Raw genomic sequence first — 12,313 nt, 5'->3', positions numbered from 1 at the left:
CAAGGGGGCAGTATGCTTAACATCGTTTTATTCGAACCAGAAATCCCGCCAAATACCGGCAATATTATCCGTCTTTGCGCCAACACCGGCTTTCGTCTGCATATTATAGAGCCAATGGGCTTTACCTGGGACGACAAGCGCCTGCGTCGCGCGGGGCTGGATTACCATGAATTTACCGCCGTGCTGCGCCACCCTGATTACGCCGCCTTCGTCGCCGCAGAACATCCGCAGCGCCTGTTTGCTCTGACCACCAAAGGTACGCCAGCGCATAGCGCGGTATGCTATCAGGACGGGGATTATCTGATGTTTGGTCCGGAAACACGCGGTCTACCAGCCAGCATCCTTGACGCGCTGCCGGCCGAACAAAAAATTCGTATTCCGATGATGCCAGACAGTCGCAGCATGAACCTGTCAAATGCGGTGTCGGTGGTGGTGTATGAGGCCTGGCGCCAGCTAGGGTATCCGGGCGCGGTACTGCGTAGCTGATGATTGTTGGATGGCGGCTAGCGCCTGATCCGACCTACATTAATTTGATGGAATTCATTTTGAGCGTTATCGGCGCAGACAGATTGAACATGGACTGCGCACAGTCACCGGAGCGTACACGCAGTCCGTAAGGATGACGAGCACAGCTCAGGTTCAATCTGCCAGGTAAGATAGCTCGAAATCAGATACCATCTCCATACTCAAAAGTATGATGTATCCCGTTGAAATGCTGATCCATATCCATGGACGGCTTATCGCTGTCAGGCTTACCGACGATGCGTGCCGGAACGCCTGCTGCAGTGGTATGCGGTGGTACCGGCTGTAAAACGACGGAACCTGCGCCAATCTTCGCGCCGCGCCCGACTTCAATGTTACCGAGAATTTTTGCTCCCGCGCCAATCATCACGCCTTCACGAATTTTCGGATGACGGTCACCGCCGGCTTTACCGGTCCCGCCCAGCGTGACGGATTGCAAAATAGAGACGTCGTTTTCAATCACGGCAGTTTCACCGACCACAATACCAGTGGCGTGATCGAGCATAATCCCACGGCCAATTTTTGCCGCCGGGTGAATGTCTACCTGGAAGCTAACGGACACCTGATTTTGCAGGAAGATCGCCAGCGCCTGACGCCCCTGATGCCACAGCCAGTGACCGATACGGTAGGCCTGAAGCGCATGAAAGCCCTTCAGATACAGAAGTGGGGTGGAATATTTATCGACAGCCGGATCACGCGTGCGTACCGCCTGAATATCACAGGCCGCTGAGGCAATCATTTCAGGATCGGCCGCGTAGGCCTCTTCCACGACTTCGCGAATGGCAATGGCGGGCATGATCGGAGAAGCGAGTTTATTCGCCAGCATATAGCTCAGCGCACTGCCGAGGTTTTCATGCTTGAGCAACGTTGCGTGATAAAAACTGGCCAGCATTGGCTCACATTCCGCCAGTGCCCGGGCTTCCGCTTTAATGTTTTTCCAGACGATATCCAGTTCTTCACACGGCATTGCGTACTCCAGAAGGTAGCAAAACGACCGACCCGTTCTTCGCGGGTCGGGTCGTTATATTCAACAGTTCCTTACAGCTAGTGGCGACTCAGCTCGTCCCTGCGTGCACGGCCTAATAACGTCAATGCTGCCTCGCGCGCGTTTTTTCCGCAATACAATACTTGATAAATTTCCTCGGTTATTGGCATCTCAACACCAAAACGGTGCGCCAATTCACGAACTTCTTTCGTATTGCGGTAGCCTTCAACCACCTGACCAATCTTGTCCTGCGCCCCCTGCACGTCCATCCCCTGGCCGAGCATCATGCCAAAACGACGGTTACGCGACTGGTTGTCGGTACAGGTCAGCACCAGATCGCCTAAACCCGCCATCCCCATAAAGGTGGCAGGATCGGCACCCAACGCCGCGCCAAGGCGAGACATTTCGGTCAGTCCACGGGTGATCAATGCGGTTCGCGCATTCGCGCCGAAACCGATGCCGTCAGACATCCCCGCGCCAATCGCAATGACGTTTTTCACCGCGCCGCCAAGCTGCACGCCAATGAAATCCGGATTGCTGTAAACGCGGAAGCTCTTGCCGCAGTGCAGCAACTGCTGGAGATCGTCAGCAAAGGTGTCGTCCGTCGAGGCCAGAGAAATCGCCGTCGGCATGCCCGCCGCCAGCTCTTTGGCGAACGTCGGACCGGAGATAACCGCCAGTGGAATAGAATTCCCCAGCGCTTCACGCGCGACGTCCTGCAGCAGGCGTCCCGTTTCCGCTTCCAGACCCTTTGTCGCCCAGACCAGACGCGCGTCAGGACGCATCAGCGGTTTGATGTTGCGCAGCACTTCGCCAAAGACGTGGCTCGGCACCACCACCAGAATATTACGACTGGCGGCCAGTGCAGTGGCTAAATCACTTTCCAGGCGCAGCGTTTCGGGAAAAGGCACATCAGGGAGGAACGCGACGTTGCAGCGATCGTGCTCGAGGGTCGCGATATGTTTCGGATCATGGCCCCACAGGACAACCTGATGGCCATTTCTTGCCAGGGTGATGGCAAGAGCGGTGCCGTACGAGCCGGCACCAATCACAGTCATTGAAGCATTACTTTGGTTCATCAGGCATCCTGATGTTCTTCAGTACCTTCGCCAGCCTGCTGCTGTAAATAGTTCATGAACAGCGCATCAAAGTTGACCGGCGCAAGGTTCAGTTGCGGGAATGTACCGCGGGAAACCAGGCTGGTGATGCATTCGCGGGCATACGGGAACAGAATGTTCGGGCAGTATGCACCAAGGCAATGCGCCATCTGAGTCCCTTCAATACCACTGATGGAGAAAATACCGCCCTGCTGAACTTCACACAGGAACGCAGTTTCTTCACCCAGAGAAGCCGTTACGGTGACACGCAGCACTACTTCATACACATCATCTGCCAGTTGGGTAGATGCGGTATCAAGATCCAGTTTAACCTCTGGCTGCCAATCTTTCTGGAAAACATGTGGTGCATTTGGCGCTTCGAAAGACACATCCTTGGTATAAATACGTTGGATCTGGAAAGCCATTTCAGTGTTATTTTGTTCTGACATGTTGAGAAAACCCTTTAGTGTTGTCCTTTAAATACTTCGGTACGCCTTAACGCAGCAGTGGATCCAGTCCACCACGTGCATCCAACGCATACAAGTCGTCACAACCACCAATGTGCTGTGCATCAATAAAAATCTGCGGAACCGTTGTACGGCCACTGCGCTTGATCATCTCTTCACGCTTCACGGCATCGCCGTCAATCGGAAGTTCCTGGAAACTCACACCCTTGCTGTTCAACAGCGCCTTTGCGCGATGGCAAAACGGGCAGGTCGCTTTGGTATAGATCTCAATATTGGCCATGACTTATCTCCAGTGTTCTTTTACCCTGAGGCATGAAAGAAGACGGGTAAATTACTTGCCGCGAACCAGTGGCAGATTCTCGCCACTCCAGCCCGCTACGCCGTCTTTCAGTACAGATACCTGCTCAAAACCGGCTTTAATCAGCGCAGTTGCTGAATCCTGGCACTGCATACCAGAGCCATCAACCACAATAACAGGTTTGTTTTTGTGTTTTTCCAGCTCGCCAAAATTGTTGGCTTTGATTTCGCTCGGCAGCAGGTTAGTGGAGCCCGCGATATGACCTTTGCGGAAGTCGTCGCGCTGACGTAAATCCACAATCACCGCATCTTCTTTGTTGATAAGACGAGTGGCTTCTCCGCGCGTAATTACCTTCACTTTCGAAGTCAGGCTCTTAAACGTGGTAAATAATACAGCCGCCAGTAACGCAATCCAGGCGATACTCAATACAGGGTGGCGACTAACAAATTGCATAATTTCTTGCATGGGGGGTAACAACTCCCGACTTAGTGATTAAAAAACCAGGAAAGGAGTATACCTGCGCGTTGGCGCAAATACAGCCAGAGCGTGCATTGGATTGCATTTTTGCGGGGCGCTACGGAAAAAAAAACGTAAATCCGCGCCCTCTGCGACACGCTCTGGTCGATTATTTGATCTTCTGGGGCTATTTTATCGATTCAGCTGTAGTAAAATTACGCAATTATTTTTGTCTATTGAGTGTGAGGTTGTCGCAATGTCGGTTTCTAAAAAACCTATGGTACTGGTGATTCTGGATGGCTATGGCTATCGTGAAGACAGCCAGGATAACGCCATCTTTAATGCCAAAACCCCGGTAATGGATGCTCTGTGGGCAAAACGTCCGCATACCCTGATTGATGCCTCTGGCCTGGAAGTCGGCCTGCCCGATCGCCAGATGGGCAACTCCGAAGTGGGTCACGTCAACCTGGGCGCGGGCCGCATCGTGTATCAGGACCTGACCCGTCTGGATGTTGAAATTAAAGAACGGACTTTCTTCGCTAACCCAGTGCTGACCGATGCGGTCGACCAGGCAAAAAATAGCGGCAAAGCGGTTCACATCATGGGCCTGCTCTCTGCTGGCGGCGTTCACAGCCACGAAGATCACATCATGGCGATGGTAGAAATGGCAGCTGAACGCGGTGCTGAGAAAATCTATCTGCACGCTTTCCTTGATGGCCGTGATACCCCGCCGCGCAGCGCTGAACATTCGCTGCAGAAATTCGAAGAGAAATTTGCCGCGCTGGGCAAAGGCCGTGTAGCGTCCATCATCGGTCGTTACTACGCCATGGACCGCGACAACCGTTGGGATCGCGTTGAACAGGCTTATGACCTGATGACGCTGGCAAAAGGCGAGTTCCAGTTCGCTACGGCTGTTGAAGGCCTGCAGGCTGCTTATGCCCGCGACGAAAACGACGAATTCGTGAAAGCGACCGTGATTCGTGCTGAAGGCCAGGCTGAAGCCGCCATGGAAGACGGCGATACGCTGATTTTCATGAACTTCCGTGCTGACCGTGCGCGTGAAATCACCCGTGCGTTTGTTAACGCAGACTTCGACGGCTTCGCCCGTAAGAAAGTCGTTAACCTCAACTTTGTGATGCTGACCGAATACGCAGCCGACATCAAAACTGCTGTTGCTTACCCACCAGCGTCTCTGGCCAACACCCTTGGCGAGTGGATGGCGAAGAATGACAAAACGCAGCTGCGTATTTCCGAAACTGAAAAATATGCCCACGTGACCTTCTTCTTTAACGGCGGCGTAGAAGAGCCGTTCAAAGGCGAAGATCGCATCCTGATCAACTCGCCGAAAGTCGCGACCTACGATCTGCAGCCGGAAATGAGCTCTGCTGAGCTGACCGAGAAGCTGGTTGCTGCGATTCAGAGTGGAAAATACGACACCATCATTTGTAACTACCCGAACGGCGACATGGTTGGTCACACCGGGGTGATGGAAGCTGCGGTTAAAGCGGTTGAAGCGCTGGATCACTGCGTTGAGCAGGTGACTAAAGCGGTTGAATCCGTTGGCGGCCAACTGCTGATCACCGCGGACCACGGTAACGCAGAGCAAATGCGCGATCCGTCCACCGGTCAGGCGCATACAGCACACACCAACCTGCCCGTTCCGCTGATTTATGTCGGTGGTAAAAACGTCAAAGCAGTTGAAGGCGGCAAACTTTCTGATATCGCCCCGACGATGCTGACGCTGATGGGTATGGAAATCCCGCAAGAGATGACTGGTAAGCCGCTGTTCATCGTGGAATAATCCCTCCCCATGAGGGGAAAGGCGATTAATACCATCACTTGGGCCGTGAAACTGCAAAAGCTTTCAGTCAGGCCCTTGTTCTACGCCAGCGCGCTTAGCGCTGGCGTATTGCTGTGCGCCTTTTCCGCCCACGCGGACGAGCGCGATCAGCTCAAATCTATTCAGGCTGATATCGCGGCAAAAGAACGCGCGGTACGCCAACAACAACAACAACGCTCCACTCTCCTCGCTCAACTTAAAGCTCAGGAACAGGCCATCGCCGTTGCCGCCAGGCAACTACGCGAAACGCAAAACTCGCTGGCGCAGCTGAATGCGCAAATTACAGAGATGAATGCCGCCCTCGCGAAGCTGGAAAAACAGCGGGCTGCGCAAGAGCGTAGCCTGGCAGCCCAACTTGACGCAGCGTTTCGCCAGGGCGAACACACCGGTATTCAGCTCATTCTGAGCGGGGAAGAGAGCCAGCGCGGGCAACGCCTGCAGGCCTATTTCGGCTATCTGAACCAGGCGCGGCAGGAAACCATCGCGCAGTTGAAACAAACCCGCGAAGAAGTCGACTCGCAAAAAGCCGAGCTGGAAGATAAGCAGAGCGAACAGCAGACGTTGCTGTACGAACAGCGCGCTCAGCAGGCTAAGCTGGAGCAAGCGCGTAATGAACGCAAGAAGACGCTCTCGGGTCTGGAGTCATCGATTCAGCAGGGTCAGCAGCAACTGGGCGAAATGCGCGCCAACGAATCACGCCTGCGCAACAGCATTGCTCGTGCCGAAGCCGCAGCCAAAGCACGCGCGGAACGTGAAGCTCGCGAGGCGCAGGCCGTACGTGACAAACAGAAGGATGCGTCACGGAAAGGCTCAACCTACAAGCCAACCGAAAGCGAAAAATCACTGATGTCCCGTACCGGCGGTTTAGGTTCCCCACGCGGCCAGGCATTCTGGCCCGTTCGTGGCCCAACGCTACATCGTTATGGCGAACAGTTGCAAGGTGAGCTACGTTGGAAGGGGATGGTTATTGGCGCATCCGAAGGCACCGAAGTTAAAGCCATTGCCGATGGCCGCGTCATTCTGGCGGACTGGTTGCAGGGCTACGGTCTGGTGGTCGTCGTTGAGCACGGTAAAGGCGATATGAGCCTTTACGGTTATAACCAGAGCGCGCTGGTCAGCGTCGGTACGCAGGTTCGCGCCGGGCAGCCTATTGCACTTGTGGGTAGCAGCGGCGGACAGGGCAGGCCGGCACTCTATTTCGAAATTCGTCGCCAGGGTCAGGCGGTCAATCCACAGCCGTGGTTGGGAAGATAAGTTTTGCCTCAATTTCGTCTATTATTCTCTCTCGCCAGCGTGCTGGCCTTCGCAACACCTGTTTTTGCTGGCAAACTTGCCATCGTTATTGATGATTTCGGCTATCGTCCACACACCGAAAATCAGGTTCTGGCGATGCCTTCCACCCTCTCCGTTGCCGTTCTGCCTAATGCCCCACACGCGCGTGAAATGGCGATTAAAGCGCATAACAGCGGGCATGAAGTGTTAATCCATCTGCCGATGGCGCCGCTGAGCAAACAGCCGTTAGAGAAAGATACTTTGCGCCCGGAAATGAGCAGCGAAGAGATTGAGCGGATTATTCGCGACGCGGTAAGCAAAGTACCGAATGCGGTCGGGCTGAACAACCATATGGGCAGCGCGATGACCTCCAGCCTGTTCGGCATGCAGAAGGTGATGCAAGCGCTGGAACGCTACGATCTCTACTTCCTGGACAGTATGACCATCGGCAACAGTCAGGCAATGCGCGCAGCATCAGGAACCGGCGTGAAGGTTATCAAACGCAAAGTCTTCCTGGATGACACGCAAAACGAAGCCGATATTCGCCGTCAGTTTAATCGTGCCGTTGAGCTTGCGCGCCGCAACGGTTCAGCAATTGCCATTGGGCATCCTCACCCTTCGACGGTTCGCGTCCTGCAGCAGATGCTTTATAACCTGCCTGCGGACATTACGCTGGTTCGCCCAAGCAGCCTGCTCAATGAACCACAGGTAGACACCTCCAGACCAAACCTTACACCGCCGAAGAATGGTAAACCTGATGCGCCACGTAATCCTTTCCGCGGGGTGAGATTATGCAAACCGAAGCAGCCGTTAGAGCCGGTTTACGCCAGCCGCTTCTTCAGCGTGCTCGGTGAAAGCATCACCCAAAGCACGCTGGTGCAGTACATACGCCTGCAATGGCAGGGCTGGGGGAATACATCCTCACCCAGCGCTATGAACGCTAACGTAAATTAAGCGTTTTACGGGCAATACGAGAAGGCGAGGATGTTTTATCGCGCCATTTCCAGAGACGGAATGACCATAGCAGCGCCTGGTACAAAACTTTGGCGCTGCGTACGTTAGTAATCATGCGTTTATACATACCAGAGACAAAAATCTCTGCAATCATGCGTTGACGAATATGGACATCCGGCTCTTTGCGTACTGCGTGGCAAACGCGTAATGCTTCATAGGTTATTTGCTGATGAAATTCCGGATAAATAGTAATCCGACCCGCATATTCACGATTCAACTTATCCAATAACCGTGTAATTTTAATATAGTGGCGTTGGTAATTGAGATTTTTTAAGCCTTGTCTTTTAAGACGGCTAACTGATTGATCGTGTAAGAAGTATTTATACAATGATTGCTCGGTATATCGCACACGTTTGGCGTTAAACATAAACTCCGTCGTCCATACAATATCCTGATGATGCAACCCTGGAATAAACGCTATCTTGTTTTTCTCGATAACATCTCTGCGATAAACCCCCATCCAGACCACATGCGTCCAACGGCGTGAAGCCAATGCCATACGTAACCAGTCGGGGCCGGTCAATACACCCGTAGACCGCAGACGGTCCGTCGGTATTGATTGCCAGGTGTCCCCCGTTTCGAAAATGCACCAATCAGAATTGCACTGTGCCAGATCGAGGTCATCCTGAAGCGCCATGGTCATCAGGGTTTCATACATATTGGGATAAACCAGGTCATCGGCATCGACAAATGCGACATAATCCCCTTTGGCCACTGCCAGACCACGATTACGCGCGACAGATGCCCCGGCGTTAGCCTGATGTAACAACCGGACATGGGAATAGTTATCAGCATAATGTCTTGCAATATCAACAGAGTTATCCGTTGAACCGTCATCCACAATAATGATCTCTATCGCAGCCCATGTCTGTGCGATCAAAGATTCCATGCAATCCCGAAAACTATCACCCGCGTTATACAACGGAATAATAACACTCAACATATTTGTGCGGTTTCTCATCAGATAACCCAAGTTTGTCAGTACACTGATGACTTTTACTACAGTTTCATTAAGGAATTATTAAGGTTAGAACGTTTAATTTTCAGAAGAGGCGCAGCGAAAGCAACCAGTATGGGAAAATGCCATGCGGCGCCTGAGTTCAGCGGCCTGTGATAGCTCAGATCGTCTACATATTGAGGGACACAACCTGTATACTATACCCCTGTAAATTAACGCGCGATGTACACTGATATTGAGGAAAGTGATGGCCATCAGTAAGACACATGAAAAAGGTTATACGGTCTATTGCAAAGAGACCAAAACAGACCTTAAGTCACTGATGAATAAGTATATAAACAAAGAAATCAGTGGCAAACCGTTGAGCAGTGGTAACGCCATGCGCAGTGTAGAACTGGTCGAGTACAACTCACAAAAATTTATCATCAAAAACGACCGTGAAGTTGATCCTCGATTTGAGAAAAAAATGCAGAATTTTATCTCCGGCCCCTTTTATTCCAGGCTCATCAAGAAACTGGACACACTCTCCCCGGAAATGCGCGCCTGTACAGCGGATCTCTACTATGCCGCTGAAAAAGTACGCCTTCGTCAGTGTCATGATGTTTATATTATTCATGAATATGTTGAAGGCACTCCTTTAAAAGAAATTAACCATAAGAATGCCGATGAAGTGAAACAGTGCGTTCTGCGCCTTCACAAAGCCGGGTTGGCGTCTAATGATATCCACCCTGGAAATTTCATTCGTACGCCAGGCGGTGAATTAAGAATAATTGACTTATCCTGTAAGGGAAATATGAAGATTTGCCAGGCTAATGATATTTTAGCTTTGCAGCGAAAATATCATATTCACATCAAAGGAAAAGGGTTAATCTATAAGCTCATCTGGCTCAAAGAAGCGATAAGATCTTTATCCAGAAAGCTTCGTGGCAAATAGTATTTATTATTTATACGGCCAGAATAAAGAATCTGGCCGTTGGTAGCATTTAATACAAGTCGAGCATTCAATCCCAGCTCAGGATCACTTTCCCTGACTGGCCCGAGCGCATCGCGTCAAAGCCCTGCTGGAATTCATCGATGGAGAATCGATGGGTGATGATCGGCGACAAATCCAGACCAGACTGAATCAATGCGGCCATCTTGTACCAAGTCTCAAACATCTCACGACCGTAGATACCTTTAATAAACAATCCCTTAAAGATAACTTTAGTCCAGTCGATGGACATGTCTGATGGTGGAATACCCAGCATAGCAATACGGCCACCGTGGTTCATGGTGTCCAGCATGGCGCGAAACGCTGGCGGCGCGCCGGACATCTCCAGACCGACATCAAACCCTTCGGTCATGCCCAGTTCAGCCATCACGTCGGTCAGACTCTCTTTCGACACGTTGACCGCGCGAGTGATGCCCATTTTACGCGCCAGTTCAAGGCGATACTCATTAACATCGGTAATCACCACGTGGCGTGCGCCAACGTGCCTGGCAACCGCTGCCGCCATAATACCGATTGGACCCGCGCCGGAAACCAGCACATCTTCCCCAACCAGATCGAACGACAGCGCCGTATGCACCGCATTACCGAACGGATCGAAGATAGACGCCAGGTCGTCAGAGATGTTGTCCGGAATTTTAAACGCGTTAAATGCCGGGATCACCAGGTACTCTGCAAAGCAGCCAGGACGGTTTACGCCAACACCGGTCGTATTGCGGCACAGGTGAGTACGTCCACCGCGGCAGTTACGGCAATGCCCGCAGGTGATATGACCTTCGCCTGAAACGCGATCGCCGATTTTAAAACCTTTAACTTCCTGGCCGATGCCAACAACTTCGCCGACATATTCATGTCCAACGACCATCGGTACCGGGATGGTTTTTTGCGACCATTCATCCCAGTTATAAATGTGAACGTCAGTCCCGCAGATGGCTGTTTTACGGATTTTAATCAGCAAATCGTTATGGCCGACTTCCGGTTCAGGAACGTCGGTCATCCAAATGCCCTCTTCCGCTTTCAGTTTGGATAACGCTTTCATTTCACATCCTCAGGCAATAACGCCCAGTTGTTTACCAATGCGTGTGAACGCCTCAACAGCACGCGTAATCTGCTCAGGGGTATGCGCCGCAGACATCTGGGTACGAATACGCGCCTGACCTTTTGGAACCACCGGATAGAAGAATCCAGTAACGTAAATCCCCTCTTTTTGCAGCGCGCGGGCGAACTCTTGCGCCACTACCGCATCCCCCAACATGACCGGGATAATTGCGTGATCCGCTCCCGCTAACGTAAAGCCTGCGGCAGACATTTGCTCGCGGAACTGACGTGCGTTCGCCCACAGGCGATCGCGCAGCTCGCTGCCTGCTTCGACCATCTCCAGCACTTTAATGGAGGCAGAAACAATTGCAGGAGCCAATGAGTTGGAGAACAGATACGGACGGGAACGCTGACGCAGCCACTCAACAACCTCTTTGCGCGCTGCGGTATAACCGCCAGATGCGCCGCCGAGCGCTTTACCCAGCGTACCAGTGATGATGTCCACACGCCCCATCACATCACAGTATTCATGTGAGCCACGACCATTTTCGCCGACAAAGCCGACAGCATGGGAATCATCAACCATGACCAGCGCGTCGTATTTATCCGCCAGGTCACAAACGCCTTTCAGGTTAGCAATCACACCATCCATAGAGAACACGCCATCGGTGGCGATCAGGATATGACGGGCTCCCGCTTCACGCGCTTCTTTCAGGCGCGCTTCCAGTTCGACCATGTCGTTGTTGGCGTAACGGAAACGCTTTGCTTTACACAAGCGAACACCGTCAATGATAGAAGCGTGGTTGAGCGCATCTGAGATAATCGCATCTTCTGCGCCCAGCAGCGTTTCAAACAGGCCGCCGTTGGCGTCAAAGCAGGAAGAGTAAAGGATGGCATCTTCCATACCGAGGAATGCCGCCAGTTTTTGCTCCAGTTGCTTATGGCTGTCCTGGGTACCGCAAATAAAGCGGACCGAAGCCATACCAAATCCGTGAGAATCCATACCTGCTTTTGCAGCTGCAATCAGTTCCGGGTGGTTAGCCAGCCCCAGATAGTTGTTCGCACAAAAGTTAATAACGTGGCTTCCGTCCGCCACGGTGATATCCGCCTGCTGGGCAGACGTAATAATGCGCTCTTCTTTAAACAATCCTTCCGCACGTGCGGTTTCGAGATCGTTCGTTAACTGTTTGTAAAAATCCCCACGCATTTCAATTCTCCAGACTGGGCAAATTTCAGCACATATTACCCAAAGCTATACGCTGATACGAGATGACGCATCATCACTTCTTCAAAATGAAGCATAAATCACGTATACCCACATGGCTAATCAGTGATGCCGTCGTATGGATTCATTGGACGCAAGGAATCACAACCAATT

General features: G+C 52.1%; 13 protein-coding genes. 5 read left to right on the top strand and 8 right to left on the bottom strand.

All coding sequences use genetic code 11. The features are described from left to right. The first annotated feature begins 12 nt into the window (after positions 1 to 12). A complete protein-coding gene (gene trmL, locus HV350_RS00870; protein WP_016157744.1) occupies positions 13 to 486 on the top strand; it encodes a tRNA (uridine(34)/cytosine(34)/5-carboxymethylaminomethyluridine(34)-2'-O)-methyltransferase TrmL in 474 nt (157 codons plus the stop codon). 181 nt (positions 487 to 667) lie between these two features. Here trmL and cysE read toward each other — a convergent pair whose 3' ends face one another. The 5 genes from cysE to HV350_RS00845 all read right to left on the bottom strand — a co-directional run bounded on the left by cysE (position 668) and on the right by HV350_RS00845 (position 3,834). Beyond that, positions 668 to 1,489 carry a serine O-acetyltransferase gene (gene cysE / locus HV350_RS00865; protein WP_016154965.1) on the bottom strand — a complete coding sequence of 274 codons (822 nt, stop codon included), beginning with the start codon at positions 1,487 to 1,489 and terminating at the stop codon, positions 668 to 670. Between the two features lie 77 nt (positions 1,490 to 1,566). Next, complete coding sequence (gpsA, locus tag HV350_RS00860) at positions 1,567 to 2,586, bottom strand: NAD(P)H-dependent glycerol-3-phosphate dehydrogenase (RefSeq protein WP_016154966.1); 1,020 nt, start codon at positions 2,584 to 2,586, stop codon at positions 1,567 to 1,569. After that, the gene (gene secB, locus HV350_RS00855; protein WP_003024155.1) at positions 2,586 to 3,053 is read right to left on the bottom strand and encodes a protein-export chaperone SecB; all 468 of its coding nucleotides are present in this window, start codon (positions 3,051 to 3,053) and stop codon (positions 2,586 to 2,588) included. Before secB ends, gpsA begins: the two co-directional genes overlap by 1 nt. 46 nt (positions 3,054 to 3,099) lie before the next feature. Beyond that, entirely contained in the window at positions 3,100 to 3,351 is a 252-nt protein-coding gene (gene grxC / locus HV350_RS00850; protein WP_003024152.1) for a glutaredoxin 3, read from the bottom strand. A 51-nt stretch (positions 3,352 to 3,402) separates the two neighbouring features. Beyond that, positions 3,403 to 3,834, bottom strand: coding sequence for a rhodanese-like domain-containing protein (locus tag HV350_RS00845; protein WP_005120473.1), 432 nt, complete (start codon positions 3,832 to 3,834; stop codon positions 3,403 to 3,405). 247 nt (positions 3,835 to 4,081) lie between these two features. On the opposite strand from HV350_RS00845, the gene gpmM reads away from it, so the two are divergent. From gpmM to HV350_RS00830, 3 genes are read left to right on the top strand one after another with little or no spacing between them, the layout of a single operon-like run. Further along, positions 4,082 to 5,626 carry a 2,3-bisphosphoglycerate-independent phosphoglycerate mutase gene (gene gpmM / locus HV350_RS00840; protein ID WP_016154967.1) on the top strand — a complete coding sequence of 515 codons (1,545 nt, stop codon included), beginning with the start codon at positions 4,082 to 4,084 and terminating at the stop codon, positions 5,624 to 5,626. A gap of 33 nt (positions 5,627 to 5,659) precedes the next feature. Further along, positions 5,660 to 6,919, top strand: coding sequence for a murein hydrolase activator EnvC (gene envC / locus HV350_RS00835; protein WP_230330234.1), 1,260 nt, complete (start codon positions 5,660 to 5,662; stop codon positions 6,917 to 6,919). A 3-nt stretch (positions 6,920 to 6,922) separates the two neighbouring features. Continuing rightward, positions 6,923 to 7,891 carry a divergent polysaccharide deacetylase family protein gene (locus HV350_RS00830; protein WP_181629613.1) on the top strand — a complete coding sequence of 323 codons (969 nt, stop codon included), beginning with the start codon at positions 6,923 to 6,925 and terminating at the stop codon, positions 7,889 to 7,891. On the opposite strand, the gene HV350_RS00825 is transcribed toward HV350_RS00830, so the two are convergent. Continuing rightward, positions 7,878 to 8,912, bottom strand: a complete 1,035-nt coding sequence (locus tag HV350_RS00825) for a glycosyltransferase (RefSeq protein WP_049042810.1) — start codon at positions 8,910 to 8,912, stop codon at positions 7,878 to 7,880. The two genes, HV350_RS00830 and HV350_RS00825, sit on opposite strands and share 14 nt — an antisense overlap. Before the next feature lie 244 nt (positions 8,913 to 9,156). Here HV350_RS00825 and rfaY point away from each other — a divergent pair, with 244 nt between their 5' ends. After that, positions 9,157 to 9,843, top strand: coding sequence for a lipopolysaccharide core heptose(II) kinase RfaY (gene rfaY / locus HV350_RS00820; RefSeq protein ID WP_075848011.1), 687 nt, complete (start codon positions 9,157 to 9,159; stop codon positions 9,841 to 9,843). Positions 9,844 to 9,910: 67 nt separating this feature from the next. Here the strand turns inward: rfaY and tdh are convergent, their stop codons facing one another. Together tdh and kbl are read right to left on the bottom strand one after the other, a co-directional pair. Beyond that, positions 9,911 to 10,936 carry an L-threonine 3-dehydrogenase gene (gene tdh, locus HV350_RS00815; protein ID WP_016154972.1) on the bottom strand — a complete coding sequence of 342 codons (1,026 nt, stop codon included), beginning with the start codon at positions 10,934 to 10,936 and terminating at the stop codon, positions 9,911 to 9,913. Between the two features lie 9 nt (positions 10,937 to 10,945). Beyond that, a complete protein-coding gene (gene kbl / locus HV350_RS00810) occupies positions 10,946 to 12,142 on the bottom strand; it encodes a glycine C-acetyltransferase (RefSeq protein ID WP_181629611.1) in 1,197 nt (398 codons plus the stop codon). Positions 12,143 to 12,313: the final 171 nt, after the last annotated feature.

Origin of the sequence: Citrobacter sp. RHBSTW-01013 (assembly GCF_013781985.1) — a bacterium.
In the GTDB taxonomy this organism is placed as follows: Bacteria; Pseudomonadota; Gammaproteobacteria; order Enterobacterales; family Enterobacteriaceae; genus Citrobacter; species Citrobacter braakii.
The sequence above is the reverse complement of the archived record's forward strand: the minus strand, read 5'-3'. Positions and strand labels throughout refer to the sequence as shown.